The 18345-nt window shown below is 63.3% G+C and carries 14 protein-coding genes and 1 riboswitch; of the genes, 2 read left to right on the top strand and 12 right to left on the bottom strand.

Annotated features, from left to right (window positions below):
• Positions 1–31 precede the first annotated feature (31 nt).
• The 3 genes from ACSVIK_RS07330 to cobW all read right to left on the bottom strand — a co-directional run bounded on the left by ACSVIK_RS07330 (position 32) and on the right by cobW (position 6953).
• Entirely contained in the window at positions 32–1642 is a 1611-nt protein-coding gene (locus ACSVIK_RS07330; RefSeq protein WP_442443690.1) for an ATP-binding cassette domain-containing protein, read from the bottom strand.
• Between the two features lie 416 nt (positions 1643–2058).
• Positions 2059–5805, bottom strand: a complete 3747-nt coding sequence (gene cobN, locus ACSVIK_RS07325) for a cobaltochelatase subunit CobN (RefSeq protein WP_442443689.1) — start codon at positions 5803–5805, stop codon at positions 2059–2061.
• Between the two features lie 101 nt (positions 5806–5906).
• Positions 5907–6953 carry a cobalamin biosynthesis protein CobW gene (gene cobW / locus ACSVIK_RS07320; RefSeq protein WP_442443688.1) on the bottom strand — a complete coding sequence of 349 codons (1047 nt, stop codon included), beginning with the start codon at positions 6951–6953 and terminating at the stop codon, positions 5907–5909.
• A gap of 94 nt (positions 6954–7047) precedes the next feature.
• Positions 7048–7242: riboswitch (cobalamin riboswitch) on the bottom strand.
• 86 nt (positions 7243–7328) lie between these two features.
• Here cobW and ACSVIK_RS07315 point away from each other — a divergent pair.
• Both ACSVIK_RS07315 and cobM read left to right on the top strand, forming a co-directional pair.
• Positions 7329–7766 carry a cobalamin biosynthesis protein gene (locus ACSVIK_RS07315; RefSeq protein ID WP_442443687.1) on the top strand — a complete coding sequence of 146 codons (438 nt, stop codon included), beginning with the start codon at positions 7329–7331 and terminating at the stop codon, positions 7764–7766.
• The gene (gene cobM, locus ACSVIK_RS07310; protein ID WP_442443686.1) at positions 7763–8518 is read left to right on the top strand and encodes a precorrin-4 C(11)-methyltransferase; all 756 of its coding nucleotides are present in this window, start codon (positions 7763–7765) and stop codon (positions 8516–8518) included. The genes ACSVIK_RS07315 and cobM overlap by 4 nt, the downstream gene beginning before the upstream one ends.
• Positions 8519–8741: 223 nt before the next feature.
• Here the strand turns inward: cobM and ACSVIK_RS07305 are convergent, their stop codons facing one another.
• The 9 genes from ACSVIK_RS07305 to atpA all read right to left on the bottom strand — a co-directional run bounded on the left by ACSVIK_RS07305 (position 8742) and on the right by atpA (position 18336).
• A complete protein-coding gene (locus ACSVIK_RS07305) occupies positions 8742–8972 on the bottom strand; it encodes a hypothetical protein (RefSeq protein WP_442443685.1) in 231 nt (76 codons plus the stop codon).
• Positions 8969–10819 carry a glutamine--fructose-6-phosphate transaminase (isomerizing) gene (glmS, locus tag ACSVIK_RS07300; RefSeq protein WP_442443684.1) on the bottom strand — a complete coding sequence of 617 codons (1851 nt, stop codon included), beginning with the start codon at positions 10817–10819 and terminating at the stop codon, positions 8969–8971. The genes ACSVIK_RS07305 and glmS overlap by 4 nt, the downstream gene beginning before the upstream one ends.
• A gap of 12 nt (positions 10820–10831) precedes the next feature.
• A complete protein-coding gene (locus ACSVIK_RS07295) occupies positions 10832–11602 on the bottom strand; it encodes a DeoR/GlpR family DNA-binding transcription regulator (protein WP_442443683.1) in 771 nt (256 codons plus the stop codon).
• A 166-nt stretch (positions 11603–11768) separates the two neighbouring features.
• Positions 11769–12380 carry a LysE family transporter gene (locus ACSVIK_RS07290; RefSeq protein WP_442443682.1) on the bottom strand — a complete coding sequence of 204 codons (612 nt, stop codon included), beginning with the start codon at positions 12378–12380 and terminating at the stop codon, positions 11769–11771.
• 92 nt (positions 12381–12472) lie between these two features.
• Complete coding sequence (glmU, locus tag ACSVIK_RS07285) at positions 12473–13849, bottom strand: bifunctional UDP-N-acetylglucosamine diphosphorylase/glucosamine-1-phosphate N-acetyltransferase GlmU (RefSeq protein ID WP_442443681.1); 1377 nt, start codon at positions 13847–13849, stop codon at positions 12473–12475.
• 118 nt (positions 13850–13967) lie between these two features.
• Positions 13968–14393: a F0F1 ATP synthase subunit epsilon gene (locus ACSVIK_RS07280; protein ID WP_037000971.1), complete on the bottom strand. Its 426-nt coding sequence runs from the start codon at positions 14391–14393 to the stop codon at positions 13968–13970.
• 80 nt (positions 14394–14473) lie between these two features.
• Positions 14474–15850 (bottom strand): F0F1 ATP synthase subunit beta, encoded by a 1377-nt coding sequence (gene atpD, locus ACSVIK_RS07275; protein WP_442443680.1) that lies wholly within the window; start codon positions 15848–15850, stop codon positions 14474–14476.
• A 30-nt stretch (positions 15851–15880) separates the two neighbouring features.
• Positions 15881–16741: a F0F1 ATP synthase subunit gamma gene (atpG, locus tag ACSVIK_RS07270; RefSeq protein ID WP_268180116.1), complete on the bottom strand. Its 861-nt coding sequence runs from the start codon at positions 16739–16741 to the stop codon at positions 15881–15883.
• Positions 16742–16791: 50 nt separating this feature from the next.
• The gene (atpA, locus tag ACSVIK_RS07265) at positions 16792–18336 is read right to left on the bottom strand and encodes a F0F1 ATP synthase subunit alpha (RefSeq protein WP_442443679.1); all 1545 of its coding nucleotides are present in this window, start codon (positions 18334–18336) and stop codon (positions 16792–16794) included.
• Positions 18337–18345 lie beyond the last annotated feature (9 nt).

Below are 18345 nucleotides of genomic sequence, written 5' to 3'. Positions count from 1 at the left end.
CCGGCATTGTAGACCAGAGCCCTCGGGCGTTTCACAACACCTCGTGCAACCAGCCACTGGCCTTCCACACCAGCCGGTCGGTCAACGCCAGCATGTCGAGAAAGGCACCATCGTGGGAAATCACCAGCAACGCCCCTCGATACGCCCGCAGAAAACGCTCCAGCTCAAGACGCGAGTCGAGGTCGATATGGTTGTCCGGCTCGTCCAACAGCAACAATTGCGGCGGCGGATCGCTCGCCAGCACACCCGCCAACGCCACTTTCAGGCGCTGACCGCCGCTGAGCCTGGAACTGGGCAGCAGTGCCGCCTCGGCATCCACACCCAGGTGCACCAGGCGTGTACGCAACAGGCTCTCGGCGCTACCTGGTGCCAACCGCTGTAGATGTTCCAGGGCCGACGCCTGAGCATCCAGCCCCTGCAGATGTTGGTCGAGCATGGCCCAGGGCACCTCGACTCGGCACTCTCCCGCCAGCGGCGCCAGGCGGTCGGCAAGCACCGCCAGCAGGCTGGACTTGCCACAGCCATTGGGCCCGAACACGGCAACCCGGCGCGAGCCGAACAGCTCGAAATCCGGCAACGGCGCTGCACCGAACGGAAGATGCAGATCACGCCAGTAGAGCACCCGGCGCCCTGATGGCAGGGCTTCGGTCTGGCCATGCAGGATCACTGGCGGTTCCTCTACCACTGCTGCGGCGGCTTCCTGCACATGCTTATCGAGCTGCTGGCGGCGTGCCTCCAGGCGCTTGGCAGTGCGCCCGGCGCTGCTTTCACTGCGGCCCTTCTGCATATCGAGGAGGATTTTCGCCTGGTTGCTGTCCTTGCCCTGGCGACGGCCATTGGCACTGCGCTGCTGCTGGCGTTCCTGCTGTTGGCGCAGTTCGCGCTCGCCACGCTTGCGCTCGATACGGGCGCTGTCCAGCGTCTGCCGCGCGGTCTGGCGCTCATGCTCGCGGCTGGCCTGGTAAAAGGCATAGCCACCGCCGTAACTGCGCAAGCCGGCGGTTGAAAGCTCGACGATGCGCTGCATGCCGGCCAGCAGTCCACGGTCATGGCTGATCAACACCAGGCCACCGCGCCAGCTCGCCAGGCGCTGGACAAGACGCTTGCGGCTGGGCATATCGAGGTGATTGCCAGGCTCGTCGAGAATCAGCAGATCGGCCTGCGCCAGCAAGGCACCGAGCAGGGCGACGCGACTGCACTCGCCACCGCTCAACTGCGTCGCAGCTGTCTGCAGCTCGAGATGGCCAAGGCCTTCTTCCTGCAGAGCACGTTGCAGCCGCTCGATCACATCCCACTGGCCATCGAGGCACTCGATGTCATCGGCTCGCGGCTCACCGGCCATGACCCGCTGCAAGGCATCGAACCAGGGCGCATATCCCATCAGGTCGACGACCCTGGCGCCGGGCGCCGCCACGATACGTTGCGGCAGATAGGCGATGCGCCCCTGGCGTAAGACATGCCCCTCGCTGGGCTGCAACTCGCCGGCCAGCAAACGACCAAGGATGCTTTTACCAACACCATTACGCCCCACCAGACCGGTGTGGCGGTTATCGAAAACTTCGCTGAGCCCCTCGAACAGCATGGCGCCGTCGGCAAAGCGGAAAGAGACGCGCTCGAGCGCGATAAGGGGGGAATAGGTCATCCATGCCTCCAGGCAATGCCGTGAATACGCGCGGACTAAGGCCGCGATCGATCACAGGTCGTGCGAACACGACGGCATTACTGACGCATTGGACGAGACTCCAGAAAAGACATGAGCGGCCAGGGTAAAAGCCAGGGAAGGTGAAGACAAGTGCATTGGGCTCACCCGGTTCTGTGGAAGGGGCAAACCGTAGGGTGGGTTAGCGGCGCAGAGCGCAGATATTGCAGCCATTAAGAAAGTTGCGCGCCGCGTAACCCACCAGGCGATGCTCCGTGTGGCGCCAATGGTGGGTTACGCCGCCCCTGCTTCGGAGAGAAACCAATACATTGCGATAGGCGGCTAACCCACCCTACGGGCTCGGCGGTGCCGGTTGAACCCTCTCCCATAAATGGGAGAGGGGAGAAAAAGCGTGCGCATCAGCTTTCCTCGCTATCCAGTAGCAGATTCTCCAGCGCCTCTCGGTACTCGCCAGGACTCTCCCACAGGCCGCGCTGCTGGGCTTCCAGCAGGCGTTCGAGGATGTCGTTGAGCGCGCCGGGGTTGTGCTGCTGGATAAAGTCGCGAGTGTCCTTGTCCAGCAGGTAGGCATCGGTGAGCAGCGCGTATTGGTGGTCGTCGACCAGCTCGCTGGTGGCGTCGAAGGCGAACAGGTAGTCGATGGTCGCGGCCAGCTCGAAAGCACCCTTGTAGCCGTGGCGCTTCATGCCCTCGATCCACTTGGGATTGGCCGCGCGGGCACGCACCACGCGATTGAGTTCTTCCTTGAGGCTGCGAATGCGCGGCGTGTCCGGCTGGCTGTTGTCGCCATGGTAGCTGGCCACCTTGAGCCCGCGCAGGGTTTCCACCGCCGCCAGCATGCCGCCCTGGAACTGGTAGTAGTCGTTGGAATCGAGGATGTCGTGCTCGCGGTTGTCCTGGTTGTGCAGCACCGCCTGCATCTGCTCCAGGCGTTCGACGAAGCGCTGCCGTGCCGGCGCGCCCTCGGCGCCGCTGCCGTAGGCGTAGCCGCCCCAGTTGAGGTAGACCTCGGCCAGATCGGCGCGGCTCTGCCACAGCCGTTCCTCGATGGCGTTCTGCACCCCGGCGCCATAAGCACCCGGCTTGGCACCGAACACCCGCCAGCCGGCCTGGCGCCGCGCTTCGGCTTCCTCCAGGCCGCCGTCCTTGAGCGCCAGCGACTCGCGCCAGACCCGCGTCGACAGCGGGTTCATGTCTTCCGGCTCGTCCAGTTCAATCACCGCCTGCACGGCCTCGTCGAACAGGCGAATCAGGTTGCTGAAGGCATCGCGGAAGAAGCCCGAGACGCGCAGGGTAACGTCCACTCGCGGACGGCCAAGCTGCTCCAGCGGCAATACCTCGAAGCGCTCGACGCGCTGGCTGCCGGGCTGCCATACCGGGCGCACACCCATCAGCGCCAGGGCCTGGGCGATATCATCGCCGCCGGTGCGCATGGTCGCCGTACCCCACACCGACAGGCCGAGCTGGCGCAGATGGTCGCCTTCGTCTTGCAGGTGGCGCTCCAGCAGGCGATCCGCCGCCTGCACGCCGAGGCGCCAGGCAGTCGGCGTGGGCAGATGGCGCACGTCGACGGTGAAGAAATTACGCCCGGTGGGCAGCACGTCGAGTCGACCGCGACTGGGCGCGCCGCTCGGCCCTGCCGGGACGAAACGCCCCTCAAGCGCCGCCAGCAGGCCGCCCATCTCGGCGTCGCCACAGGCATCCAGCAGCGGCGCGATATGCTCGGCCAGGCCATCAAGGACCAGCGCTGCCTCGGCGCCAAAGGCTTCGCTGCGCTCCCCTGCCAGGCGCTGTTCGATCAGCCGCAGCGCCAGCAGCTCCAGGCGCTCGCGGGTATCGCCAACGGTGCGCCACAGGCTGTTATCCACAGCCTGCAACGCCTGTGGACGCAGCCCTTCCCAGGGCTGGCCCATATCGCAATCGAGCGGATCGAGGCCCAGCTCCAGGCCATGGGCCAGGGCGCGCAACAGGCTGGCATTGGCGCCCTGGCCATCGCCACGGGGGATGCGCAGCAGCGCCAACAGGGTGTCGCGGCGCAGTTGTCCACTGGGCGACTCGCCAAATACGTGCAGACCATCACGAATCTGCGATTCCTTGAGGTCGCACAGGTAGGCGTCGAGCTGCGGCAGCCAACTATCGCCGTCGTCATTCAGTTGCAGGCCCAACTCGCGGTCGAGGCAGGCCTCGCGCACCTTGGCCAGAATCTCACCACGCAGCTCGACGGCGCGGCGCAGATCGAGCTGGCTGGCGTCGTAGTACTCATCGGCCAGGCGTTCCAGGTCACGCAGCGGGCCGTAGCTTTCGGCGCGGGTCAGCGGCGGCATCAGGTGGTCGATGATCACCGCCTGAGTGCGGCGCTTGGCCTGCGCGCCCTCGCCCGGGTCGTTGACGATAAAGGGATAGATATTCGGCAGTGGGCCGATCAGCGCCTGCGGCCAGCATCCCTCGGAGAGGCCGACGCTCTTGCCCGGCAGCCACTCAAGGTTGCCGTGCTTGCCGACGTGGATCAGCGCATCGGCAGCAAAGGCCGTGCGCAGCCAGGCGTAGAAGGCAATATAGCCGTGCGGCGGCACCAGATCGGGGTCGTGGTAAACCGCCGCCGGGTCGAGCTGATAACCGCGCGCCGGCTGGATGCCGACGAAGGTCCGGTCGAAACGCAGACCGGCGACCATCATCCGCCCGCTGCGGAACATAGGATCGTCCTGCGGCTCGCCCCAGCGCTCACGCACCGCCTGTTGGTTGGCCGCCGGCAGGCTGTGGAAAAAACCCAGATAATCGTCCAGCGCCAGGCTCTGCGCACAGGGCCGCGTATCCAGGCCATCAAGATCGTTGGTAACGCCACCGAGCAGGCTGTGGACAAGTGCGGTGCCGCTGCCCGGCAAGTTATCCACCGGGTAGCCCTGCGCTTGCAGGGCGCGGAGGATATTCAGCGCGGCGGCCGGTGTATCCAGGCCCACACCGTTGCCGATGCGACCATCGCGAGTCGGGTAGTTGGCCAGGATCAAGCCGATTCGCTTCTGATCGCTGCTTTTGATCGCCAACTGGCACCAGTTACGCGCCAGTTCCGCGACATGAGACATGCCCGGTTCATGCGCCTGGTAGCACACTACATCGCTCTGGCTGCGCTCGCTGCGCCAGGCCAGGCCTTTGAAGCTGATGGCAGTGCCGATCAAGCGGCCATCCAGCTCGGGCAGCACCACATGCATGGCCAGGTCACGCGAGCCCAGGCCCTGGGCACTGGCCTGCCATTGCGCCTGGTTATCCAGCGAGCAGATCGCTTGCAGTACCGGAATATCACGACGGAACACCCGCGCCTGCGGCGCCTCGGGGTTGGACAGGGCGAAGCCGGTGGTGTTGATGATCAGCGCGGCGCTCGTCTCGTCCAGCCAGGCTTGCACCTGATCCAGGCAAGCCTGCTCCTTGAGGCTGGCCACGGCAATCGGCAGCGGGTTGAGGCCTTGAGCGACCAGGTGCTGGCAGAAGGTATCGACGAAGGCGGTATTCGCCGATTGCACATGGTTGCGGTAGAACAGCAGCGCCACCACAGGCGCGCAGGGTTGCCACTGCGCCTGCCAATCGGCTAACTGGGCAGGACTGCGTTGTGGGTGATAGAGACCGACGCGCGGCAGCGGTTGCGGCTCCTGCCATGTGTCGTCTCGCCCTAACCAGCGGCTGCCGATGCAGCGGAACAACTGGCGGGCATTGTCCAAGCCGCCCTGGCGCAGGTACTGCCAGAGGCGCTGGCTATCTTCCTCAGCGACGTTGCCAAGGGCATTCAACTCCGGGTCGGGCTTGTCATCACCCGGCACCATGATCACCGTGGCGCCGCGCGCGCCCAGCTCCACCAGGCGCTCGACGCCATAGCGCCAGTAGCTGACCCCGCCATGCACCGAGATCAGGATGACCTTGGCGTGCTGCAGCACCTGCTCGACGTAGTAGTCCACCGAGGCGTTGTTGCTCAGTTGCGCCGGGCTGGCCAGGCGCAGGCTGGGGTAATCGTCCGGTAGTTGTCGAGCTGCTTCAGCCAGCAGCGACAGGTGCGAATCACCCGTGCACAGGATCACCAGCTCGGCAGGCGTCTGGCCAAGGTCGGCAATGCTGTCGGCCGGCAGTTGAGCGCCGGGCTGGGTGCGCAACAGGTGCATTTAAGCGAGCCGTAAGCCGCAAGCTGCAAGCTGCAAGTGGAAGCAAGCGCTGCACGCAGTAGCGCTTACTTGCGGCTTGAAGCTTGCAGCTTGTCGCTTCATCAAAGTGCTGCCTTCAGCTCGGCCTCGATGGCCGCGCGGTCGAGCTGCTGGCCGATCACCACCAGGCGGCTCAGGCGCGGTTCGTCGGCCTGCCAGGCGCGGTCGAAGTGGCGGTCGAAGCGCTGGCCCACGCCCTGCACCAGCAGGCGCATGGGTTTGCCGGGGATCGCTGCGAAGCCTTTCACTCGCAGAATGCCGTATTTCGCCACTGCGTCCTTCAGCGCAGACAGCAGGCGCGCCTCCTCTGCTTCCGGTAGTTCCACGTGGAACGAGTCGAATTCCTCGTGATCGTGGTCTTCGTCTTCATCGTCGTGGTGGGTGCGGCGGCTGTCGATATGCAGCTCAGTTTCGCTGTTCAGGCCCAGCAGCACGCTGATCGGCAGATCACCGCCATGGGCCTCGATCACCTTGACTGCTGACGGTAGTTCCTCGGCCACCTCGGCGCGCACCGCTGCCAAGGCCTCGGCATCGATCAGGTCGGCCTTGTTGAGGATCACCAAGTCGGCGCTGGCCAACTGGTCGGCGAACAGTTCGTGCAGCGGCGACTCGTGGTCGAGGTTGGGGTCGAGCTTGCGCTGCTCGTCCACCTGATCGGGGAAGGCAGCGAAGGTGCCAGCGGCAACGGCCGGGCTGTCGACCACGGTGATCACCGCATCGACCGTGCAGGCGTTGCGGATTTCCGGCCAGTTGAAGGCCTGCACCAGCGGCTTGGGCAGGGCCAGGCCGCTGGTCTCGATCAGGATGTGATCGAGGTCGCCACGGCGCGCCACCAGCTCGCGCATCACCGGGAAGAACTCTTCCTGCACGGTGCAGCACAGGCAGCCGTTGGCCAGCTCGAAGACGCGGCCGTTGGCCTCCTCCTCGCTACACCCGATGGAGCACTGCTTGAGAATCTCGCCATCGATGCCCAGCTCGCCGAACTCGTTGACGATTACCGCAATACGGCGACCGCCGGCATTGGCCAGCAGATGGCGCAGCAGGGTGGTTTTGCCGGCACCGAGGAACCCGGTGACGATGGTGACAGGCAGTTTGGCGAGGGTTTTCATCAAGGGCCCCGTGGCGTCGGTAAGTTCGGCGGACGGGTACGCGCAGACAGGCACGCAGGAGCATGCTGGCCGCGTCGGATCACCCCGTCCGAGCAGATGGCTGGTTGTCGAGGCAGGTCTCCTGGCTCACGGCTTGCGCGGGGCGCATCCCTTCACCTTCCCGCCGTTTGGCAGTGGTCTAACGAAGGGCATAACCGTTCACAGTTGCGGGGGCAGCCAGGGCATCGACCCTGTTCCCTCTTAGCTCCCCGACCGCTGGCCGGGAAGAACCTCGAAAACGAGAAGGCTACGCAGGCCGCAGCGACCGGTCAATCGCGGTTGACCGTTGGCAGGTGCCATGATGAGCTACGCCACCGCTCAGCCCGAATGTCACTCATGTTGCCGACCACCTCCGATCATCCTTCTGCCTCATCGGTACAGGTCGTTGCCGGGCTGGGTTGCCGCCGTGGTTGCAGCCTGGACGAACTGCTCGAGCTGCTTATCCACAGCCTGGTGCAACATGCGCTGACGGTGGACAACCTGGCAGGCCTGGCCAGCATCGCCCACAAGCGCGACGAAGCCGGGCTGCATGGCCTGGCCGAGCACCTGGGTCTGGAGCTGGTGTTCTTCGCCCCAGAGCAACTGAGCACCTATCAGGCCATGACAGTCGGCAATGCATTGACTCAAGCAGCCACAGGCAGCCCCGCCGTCGCCGAGCCTTGCGCATTGGCCTTGGCAGCGCGCATGGGAACATCCGCCCGCCTACTTGGCGAGAAAGACCGCAGCGCTGGCGCCACCTGTGCGCTGGCCACCTTCGATAGAGAACCTGCATGACCGTCTACTTTATCGGTGCCGGCCCCGGCGACCCCGAGCTGATCACCGTCAAGGGCCAGCGTCTGATTCGTTCCTGCCCGGTAATCCTCTACGCCGGCTCGCTGGTGCCTGAAGCGGTGCTACAAGGCCATAGCGCCGAGCAAGTGGTCAACACCGCCGAGCTGAACCTGGGCGAGATCATCACACTGCTGCATGAGGCCCATAAGCGTGACCAGGACGTGGCCCGCGTGCACTCGGGCGACCCGTCGCTATACGGCGCCATTGGCGAACAGATTCGCGAGCTGCGTGCGCTGGGCATTCCCTTCGAGATCATCCCCGGCGTCACCGCCACCGCTGCCTGCGCGGCGCTGCTGGAAAGCGAACTGACCCTGCCCGGCATTGCCCAGACGGTGATCCTCACCCGCTACGGCACCACTTCGCCAATGCCCGAGGGCGAGCAATTGCATGACCTGGCCCGGCACGGCGCGACCATGGCCATCCACCTCGGCGTGCGCCATCTGCCTGCCATAGTCGATGAGCTGCTGCCGCACTACGGCGCCGACTGCCCCATCGCGGTTATCCACAGAGCGAGCTGGCCGGATCAGGACTGGGTGCTGGGCACACTGACCGATATCGAGGAAAAGGTTGCCGCCAAGGACTTTCGCCGCACGGCGCTGATCCTCGTCGGGCGCGTGCTCGATCCAGGCGCCTTCGCCGAGTCGGCGCTGTACGACGCCCGACACAAGCACCTCTATCGCCCTGGCAGCGCCTGAACGCCTGGCGAGAAACCGTACAAAGCGCTGAACACCTCGCCAGGTAAGGCCTTCATCGCTTTATCCACAGGATAGAAAGCCTGTTATCCAAGCACTCTGTGGATAGTAGGCATGCAAGCGAACAGTTTCTGTACAAGTCGCTATAAGCCCCTATTTATCAGGGGCTTAGCCAAGTATCACGAGGATATCCACAGCTTGATCCACGCCAACTGTGAGCAACTGCTCAGAGCTGCACCTCCACCCGCTTGATACCCAGATCTCGCAGCTCCGGTATCAACTCATCCAGGCTGGCAAAGGTTTCTACCTGTTCGGTCTCATCGACCAGAAAGAAGCTGCGACCCGCATCCTTGTTGAAGAACACGATCCATTCGCTGGTATTGGCCGGGTTGACCATGACCTGGGTGTGGAAAACCACGCCATCGGCCAACCGCTTGATTACGTCTTCGCGCTTCACTCGACAGTCACACTCTTGGCCAGGTTACGCGGCTGGTCGACGTCGGTGCCCTTGAGCACGGCGACGTAGTAGGACAGCAACTGCAGCGGCACGGTGTAGAGGATCGGCGCGAGCAGGTCGTGGATATGCGGCATGGCCACTACGTGGGTGCCCTCGCCATTGCTCATGCCAGCTTGCTGATCGGCAAAGACGATCAGTTCGCCGCCACGGGCGCGCACTTCCTGCAGGTTGGATTTGAGCTTTTCCAGCAGCTCGTTGTTCGGCGCCACGGTGACCACCGGCATGTCGGCATCCACCAGGGCCAGCGGGCCGTGCTTGAGCTCACCGGCCTGGTAGGCCTCGGCGTGGATATAGGAAATCTCCTTGAGCTTGAGTGCCCCTTCCATCGCCACCGGGTACTGCGCGCCACGGCCGAGGAACAGGCTGTGGTGCTTCTCGGCGAACAGTTCGGAGATCTTCTCCACGGTCTTGTCCATGGCCAGCGCTTCACCCAGGCGGGTCGGCAGGCGCCGCAGTTCTTCCACCAGCTCGGCGCTCAGAGCCTTGTCCAGCGTGCCGTGCACCTGGCCGAGGGCCAGGGTCAGCAGCATCAGGCCGACCAGTTGGGTGGTGAAGGCCTTGGTCGAGGCCACGCCGATTTCCGGGCCAGCCTGAGTCAGCAGGCACAGGTCGGATTCGCGTACCAGCGAGCTGGTGCCGACGTTGCAGATCACCAGGCTAGCCAGGTAGCCGCCCTGCCCCGGCGCCTTCTCCTTGGCGTTGCGCAGCGCAGCCAGGGTGTCGGCGGTTTCGCCGGATTGCGAGACGCTGACGAACAGGGTGTCCGGCTGCACCACGACTTTGCGATAGCGGAATTCGCTGGCCACTTCGACCTGGCAGGGAATGCCGGCCAGCTCTTCCAGCCAGTAACGGGCGACCATGCCGGCGTGGTAGCTGGTGCCGCAGGCGACGATCTGCACATTCTTCACCTTGGCGAACAGCTCGGCGGCCTGCGGGCCAAAGGCCTGCACCAGTACGTGATCGCTGCCCAGGCGGCCTTCCAGGGTGCGTTGCACCACCTTGGGCTGCTCGTGGATTTCCTTGAGCATGAAGTGGCGGTATTCACCCTTGTCGGCGGCTTCGGCGCCCTCATGGTACTGCACGGCTTCGCGTTCTACCGATTGGCCGCTGGCATCCCAGATCTGCAGGCCATCGCGGCGGATTTGGGCGATATCGCCTTCTTCCAGGTAAACGAAACGGTCGGTGACCTGGCGCAGGGCCAACTGGTCGGAGGCGAGGAAGTTCTCGCCCAGGCCCAGACCGATCACCAGTGGGCTGCCGCTACGCGCGGCGAGCAGGCGATCCGGCTGCTTGGCGCTGATCACGGCCAGGCCGTAGGCGCCGTGAAGTTCCGGAATGGCCGCCTTCAGCGCAGCGGTGAGGTCACCGAGTTGCTGCAGCTTGTGTTCGAGCAGGTGGACGATGGTTTCGGTGTCGGTATCGGAGTTGAAGACGTAGCCCAGGCCCTTGAGGCGCTCGCGCAGTTCTTCGTGGTTCTCGATGATGCCGTTGTGCACTACGGCCAGTTCCTGCCCGGAGAAGTGTGGGTGGGCGTTACGCTCGCTCGGTGCGCCGTGGGTAGCCCAGCGCGTGTGGGCAATGCCCAGACGCCCGGCCAGCGGCTCGGCCTGCAGGGCGGCCTGCAGCTCGCTGACCTTGCCGACGCGACGGCGGCGGTCGAGCATGCCCTGCTCGGTCAGCAGCGCCACGCCGGCACTGTCGTAGCCGCGGTATTCCAGGCGCTTGAGGCCTTCGACCAGTACCGGGGTGATATTGCGCTCGGCGATGGCGCCTACGATTCCGCACATGGTGCTCTCCTTTTAGTTTTCCAGCGGCGCGAGGATCAACTGGATGCCGCGCGCGCGTATCTGTTCGGCAGCCTGGGCGTCCAGGCGCTCGTCGGTGATCAGGGTATGGACGCTGCTCCAGGGCAGTTCCAGATTGGGAATACGGCGGCCGATCTTGTCGCTCTCGACCATGACGATGACTTCGCGGGCTACCTCGGCCATCACCCGCGATAAACCCAGCAGCTCGTTGAAGGTGGTGGTGCCACGCGCCAGGTCGATGCCATCGGCGCCGATGAACAGTTGGTCGAAGTCGTAGGAGCGCAGCACCTGCTCGGCCACCTGGCCCTGGAAGGATTCCGAGTGCGGATCCCAGGTGCCGCCGGTCATCAGCAGCACCGGCTCGTGCTCCAGCTCACGCAGCGCGTTGGCCACGTTGAGCGAGTTGGTCATCACCACCAGACCGGGCTTGTAGCCGAGCTGCGGAATCATCGCCGCCGTGGTGGTGCCGCTGTCGATGATGATGCGCGCGTGCTCGCGGATGCGTGCCACGCCAGCGCGGGCAATGGCCTGCTTATGCGGGGAAACAGGCTGCGTTGGCTCGCCGATCAGCTCCTGCGGCACCGGCACGGCGCCGCCATAGCGGCGCAGCAACAAGCCGTTCTTCTCCAAGGCGGCGAGGTCCTTGCGGATGGTCACTTCGCTGGTGGCGAAGTGCTGCGCCAGGGCGTCCACGCTCACTTCGCCCTGCTCGGCGAGCATGGCGAGGATGGTGTGGCGACGTTGCGGCGTGTTGCGCTTCGACATCTTATAAGTTTCGATCCGAAAGATAATGGCGCGAATCAAAACATAAAGCGGCTGCAAGCTGCAAGCTGCAAGCTGCAAGCTGCAAGCTGCAAAAACGTGGGCGAAACTCAATCGCTTGGCAAGCTCTTACTTGCCGCTTGTGGCTTGAAGCTTGTAGCTGCACTTTTCAGTTCAATGTCAGTTTGACCCCGAAACCGACCAGACAAAGCCCTGCCAGTTTCTCCAGACCTCTGGCAATACGCGGATTGGCGCGCATGCGCTCGGCGAGGAAGTGCGTCAGCAGCACGATCAACAGGCCATAGAGAAAGGTCAGCGCCATGATGGTCACGGCCATGAAACCGAACGTGATCAACCCCTGATGACGCTCGGGGTCGATAAACAGCGGGAAGAAGGCCATGTAGAAGATGATGGCCTTGGGGTTGAAAACGGTGATCACCAGGGTTTGCCACAGGTAACGGCGTGGCTTGATCTCCAGCGTCGGCGCAGCACCGGGTTTGGCCAGGATCATGCGCAGGCCCAGGTAGACCAGATAGGCCGCGCCCAGCCATTGCACCAGATGGAAGGCCGCAGGATAGGCCTTGAGCAGCGCGGCAACTCCAGCCACTGCCAACCACAGCAGCACCTGGTCACCGAAGATGATGCCGAAGGTCGAAGCCAGCCCTCCGCGAATGCCGCCCTTGCCGGTGGACAGGATCAGCGCCAGGTTACCCGGGCCGGGAATGGCCAGCAGGATGATGAAGGCCACCACGAAGGCGGCGTAATCCGTCACACCGAACATGAGTTGAGCCTCCAGCTACAAGCCACTCAGAGCTTGGCCATACATCCTAACTACAATCACAGCCACCGTACCCGTGTCTTTCTTCTTGCAGCTTATGGCTTGCGGCTTGTAGCTGCTTTGGTCGGGCGCTTCCAGCCTTCGATATTGCGTTGCTTGGCACGACCGACGGCCAGGGTGTCCGCCGGCACGTCACTAGTGATCACCGAGCCGGCGCCCGTGGTGACGCGGTCGCCGAGGTTGACCGGCGCCACCAGCGCGCTGTTGGAGCCGATGAAAACGTCCTCGCCCATCACGGTGCGGAATTTGTTGGCGCCGTCGTAGTTGCAGGTGATGGTGCCGGCGCCAATGTTGGTGCGTGCACCGATCTCGGCATCGCCCAGGTAGCTCAGGTGGCCAGCCTTGGCGCCCTCGCCCATCACCGCGTTCTTCAACTCGACGAAGTTACCCACATGGGCCTTGGCGCCTAGTTTGGTGCCAGGGCGCAAACGCGCGAACGGGCCACAGTCGGCGCCCTCGCCCATCTCGGCGCCTTCCAGGTGGCTGTTGGCCTTGACGATGGCGCCCTTGCGCAGCACCGAGTCCTTGATCACGCAGTTCGGGCCGATCTGCACGTCGTCCTCGATCACCACCTTGCCTTCGAGGATCACGTTGATATCGATGGTCACGTCGCGGCCAACCGTTACCTCGCCACGTACATCGAAGCGCTGCGGGTCGCGCAGGGTGACGCCTTGGGCCATCAGGCGACGGGCCATACGTTGCTGGTAATGGCATTCGAGTTGGGCGAGCTGGATGCGGTCATTGGCGCCCAGCACTTCCATCTCGTCGGCAGCCCGCTCGGTGGCCACGATCAGGCCATCGGCCACGGCCATGGCGATCACGTCGGTCAGATAGTACTCGCCCTGGGCGTTGCTGTTGGACAGGCGCCCCAGCCAGTCAGCCAGACGCTTGCCCGGTACGGCGAGGATGCCGGTGTTGCCCTCGCGAATCTGCCGCTGCGCTTCGCTGGCATCCTTGTGCTCGACGATGGCCTGCACCACACCGCTGCCATCACGCACGATGCGACCGTAGCCAGTTGGGTCGGCCAGCTCGACGGTGAGCAGGCCAAGCTGATCGTCACTGACCAGTGCCAGCAGCCGTTCAAGGGTCGCGGTTTCGATCAGCGGCACGTCGCCGTAAAGGATCAGCACGCGCTCGGCACTCAGATTCGGCAGTGCCTGGGCCACAGCATGGCCAGTACCAAGCTGTTCGGCCTGGATGACGAAATTCAGATCATCGGCTGCCAGCCGCTCGCGCACCTTGTCGGCGCCATGCCCGATCACCACCTGGATGCTGCTGGGCTGCAGGCTGCGCGCGGTGTCGATGACATGACCGAGCATGGGTTTGTCGGCCACCGGGTGTAGCACCTTGGGCAGGGCGGAACGCATGCGGGTGCCTTGGCCGGCAGCGAGGATGACGATATCGAGCGACATGAACGAGGATTCCTTGGCAACCACCGGCACACGGGGTGCCAGCAGAATCAAAACGGCAGAAAAAGAAAAAGGGTAGCCAAGGCTACCCTTTCTCGAACCACGGTTGAAGCGGGCAGCCTTAGCCGCCGAACTTCTTGCGCAGTTGCTGGACGGTACGCAGCTGGGCTGCGACTTCGGCCAGGTGAGCGGCGGCGGAACTGTAGTTGAACTCAGAACCCTGCTCGCTCAGCGCTTTCTCGGCGGCCTTGAGGGCCTCCTGAGCAGCGGCTTCGTCGATGTCGGCGGCGCGTTGCACGGTGTCGGCGAGAACCTTGACCATGTTCGGCTGCACTTCGAGGAAACCACCGGAGATGTAGAACACCTCGGCTTCGCCACCCTGCTTGATCAGGCGGATCGGACCCGGTTTCAGGTCGGTGATCAGCGGCGCGTGGCCCGGAGCGATACCCAGATCACCCAGGTTGCCGTGCGCAATCACCATCTCCACCAGGCCGGAGAAGATCTCCGCTTCCGCGCTGACGATATCGCAATGGACTGTCATAGCCATACGCTTGCCTCAGGTTACAGGCTGTGGACAACCGCAGTTATCCACAAACCTGATGCGCCCGTTGCCAGGCGCATGGGTGATTACAGTTTCTTCGCTTTCTCGATGGCTTCGTCGATGCTGCCGACCATGTAGAAAGCCTGCTCCGGCAGGTGGTCGTAGTCGCCCTTGAGGATGCCGCTGAAGCCAGCGATGGTGTCCTTGAGGGAAACGTACTTGCCTGGCGAGCCGGTGAAGACTTCGGCCACAAAGAACGGCTGGGACAGGAAGCGCTGGATCTTACGAGCGCGCGATACCAGCTGCTTGTCCGCTTCGGACAGCTCGTCCATACCCAGAATGGCGATGATGTCCTTCAGTTCCTTGTAACGCTGCAGCACGTACTGAACGCCACGAGCAGTCTCGTAGTGTTCGGTGCCGATGACGTTCGGATCCAGCTGACGGCTGGTGGAGTCCAGCGGGTCAACGGCCGGGTAGATACCCAGGGAAGCGATGTCACGGCTCAGTACGACGGTGGCGTCCAAGTGGGCGAAGGTGGTCGCCGGGCTCGGGTCGGTCAGGTCGTCCGCAGGCACGTATACGGCCTGGATCGAGGTGATCGAGCCTTTCTTGGTGGAGGTGATGCGCTCCTGCAGAACGCCCATCTCTTCGGCCAGGGTCGGCTGGTAACCTACTGCCGACGGCATACGGCCGAGCAGTGCGGATACTTCGGTACCGGCCAGGGTGTAACGGTAGATGTTGTCGACGAACAACAGTACGTCACGACCTTCGTCACGGAACTTCTCGGCCATGGTCAGGCCGGTCAGGGCGACGCGCAGACGGTTGCCTGGTGGCTCGTTCATCTGACCGTAGACCAGGGCTACCTTGTCCAGAACGTTGGAGTCCTTCATCTCGTGGTAGAAGTCGTTACCCTCACGAGTACGCTCACCCACACCGGCGAACACGGAATAACCGCTGTGCTCGATGGCGATGTTACGGATCAGTTCCATCATGTTCACGGTCTTGCCGACACCGGCGCCACCGAACAGACCGACCTTACCGCCCTTGGCGAACGGGCAGACCAGGTCGATTACCTTGATACCGGTTTCCAGCAGGTCGTTACCGCCGGCTTGCTCGGCATAGCTCGGTGCAGCGCGGTGGATTTCCCACTGCTCTTCTTCACCGATGGGGCCGGCTTCGTCGATCGGGTTGCCCAGCACGTCCATGATACGGCCCAGGGTCGCTTTACCGACCGGTACCGAGATGGCCTTGTGGGTACGAGTGATGTTCAGACCGCGCTTGAGGCCTTCGGTCGAACCCATCGCAATGGTACGTACCACGCCGTCGCCCAGCTGCTGCTGAACTTCCAGGGTGGTTTCGGCGCCGACTACTTTCAGCGCCTCGTATACGGCTGGCACCTGATCACGCGGGAATTCCACGTCGATAACGGCGCCGATGATTTGAACGATACGTCCGCTACTCATCTTTGGTTCCTCAGAATATTTGAACCGTTCTTAAACCGCGGCAGCGCCGCCGACGATTTCCGAAATCTCTTGGGTGATCGCTGCCTGACGCGCCTTGTTGTAAATCAGCTGCAGGTCTTTGATGAGCTGGCCAGCGTTGTCGGTGGCGTTCTTCATCGCGATCATCCGCGCAGCCTGCTCGGCCGCGTTGTTCTCGACCACTGCCTGGTACACCTGGGATTCGACGTAGCGAACCATCAGGCCATCGAGCAGTTCCTTGGCATCGGGCTCGTACAGGTAGTCCCAGTGATGCTTGAGGTCTTGATCCGGATCGGCCACCAGGGGAACCAACTGCTCCACTGTAGGCTTCTGCGTCATGGTATTGATGAACTTGTTCGAGACCACGGACAGACGGTCGATACGCCCCTCGAGGTAAGCGTCGAGCATGACCTTGACACTACCGATCAGGTCGTTGATCGACGGCTCTTCACCGAGGTGGCTGATCGCAGCGACGACATTGCCACCAAAGTTGCGGAAGAATGCCGCACCCTTGGAGCCAATCACGCAGAGATCGATCTCCACGCCTTGCTCGCGATCTTTCGCCATGTCCTTGACCAGGGCCTTGAACAGGTTGGTGTTCAAGCCACCGCACAGACCACGGTCACTGCTCACCACCACATAACCGGCACGCTTGACTTCGCGCTCGATCATGAAGGGATGGCGGTACTCCGGGTTGGCGTTGGCCAGATGACCAATCACCTGGCGGATACGCTCCGCGTAGGGACGGCTAGCTGCCATGCGCTGTTGAGCCTTGCGCATCTTGCTGACCGCCACTTTTTCCATGGCGCTGGTGATCTTCTGCGTGCTTTTGATGCTCGCAATCTTGCTGCGAATCTCTTTTGCGCCTGCCATTTCACACCTATCGGGTTAGCAGGCGGGCGTCTCGCGACGCCCGCTGCGGCTTACCAGGTTTGGGTGGCTTTGAACTTCTCGATGCCGGCCTTGATGGCAGCGTCGATTTCGTCGTTGAAGTCACCTTTCACGTTGATCTTGGCCATCAGATCGGCCAGCTCACGGTTGAAGTAGCCCAGCAGGGCTGCTTCGAAGGCGCCAACTTTGTTCACTTCCACGTCGGTCAGGAAGCCGCGCTCGGCAGCGTACAGGGACACGGACATGTCGGCGATCGACATGGGCGCGTACTGCTTCTGCTTCATCAGTTCGGTAACACGTTGACCGTGCTCGAGCTGCTTGCGGGTGGCTTCGTCCAGGTCAGAAGCGAACTGGGCGAAAGCCGCCAGTTCACGGTACTGAGCCAGAGCGGTACGGATACCACCGGAGAGCTTCTTGATGATCTTGGTCTGGGCCGCACCACCTACGCGGGATACCGAGATACCGGCGTTGACGGCCGGACGGATACCCGAGTTGAACATGGCCGATTCCAGGAAGATCTGACCGTCGGTGATGGAGATCACGTTGGTCGGAACGAACGCGGAAACGTCACCGGCCTGGGTTTCGATGATCGGCAGAGCGGTCAGCGAACCGGTCTTGCCAGTCACGGCGCCATTGGTGAACTTCTCGACGTATTCCTCGGAAACGCGGGAAGCGCGCTCCAGCAGGCGGCTGTGGAGATAGAACACGTCGCCCGGGTAGGCTTCACGGCCTGGCGGACGGCGCAGCAGCAGGGAGATCTGGCGGTAAGCCACGGCCTGCTTGGACAGGTCGTCGTACACGATCAGGGCGTCTTCACCGCGGTCGCGGAAGTATTCGCCCATGGTGCAACCGGCGTACGGAGCCAGGAACTGCAGTGCGGCGGATTCGGAAGCGGAAGCGGCGACCACGATGGTGTTGGCCAGCGCGCCGGTCTCTTCCAGCTTGCGCACGACGTTGGCGATGGTCGATTGCTTCTGACCGATAGCCACGTAGACGCAGCGAATACCGCTGTCTTTCTGGTTGATGATGGCGTCGACGGCCAGAGCGGTCTTACCGATCTGACGGTCACCGATGATCAGCTCGCGCTGGCCACGGCCTACCGGGATCATGGCATCGACCGACTTGTAACCGGTCTGTACCGGCTGGTCGACCGACTTACGCCAGATCACGCCCGGTGCAACCTTCTCAACGGCGTCAGTAGCCTGCGCGTTGATCGGGCCTTTGCCGTCGATCGGGTTACCCAGGGCATCGACCACGCGGCCCAGCAGTTCCGGACCAACCGGAACTTCCAGGATGCGGCCGGTGCACTTGGCGCTCATGCCTTCGGCCAGGCTGGTGTAAGCACCCAGCACGACCGCACCGACGGAGTCTTGCTCCAGGTTCAGCGCCATACCGTAGACGCCGTCCGGGAACTCGATCATTTCGCCGTACATGACGTCGGCCAGACCGTAGATGCGCACGATGCCGTCGGAAACGGAGACGATGGTGCCTTCGTTGCGGGCTTGGGAGGCGACGTCGAGTTTCTCGATGCGCCCCTTGATGATTTCACTAATTTCGGAAGGATTGAGTTGCTGCATAGCTCTGCT

The sequence above is a fragment of the Pseudomonas sp. NCHU5216 genome (assembly GCF_052156495.1).
GTDB lineage: Bacteria > Pseudomonadota > Gammaproteobacteria > Pseudomonadales > Pseudomonadaceae > Aquipseudomonas.
The sequence above is the reverse complement of the archived record's forward strand: the minus strand, read 5'-3'. Positions and strand labels throughout refer to the sequence as shown.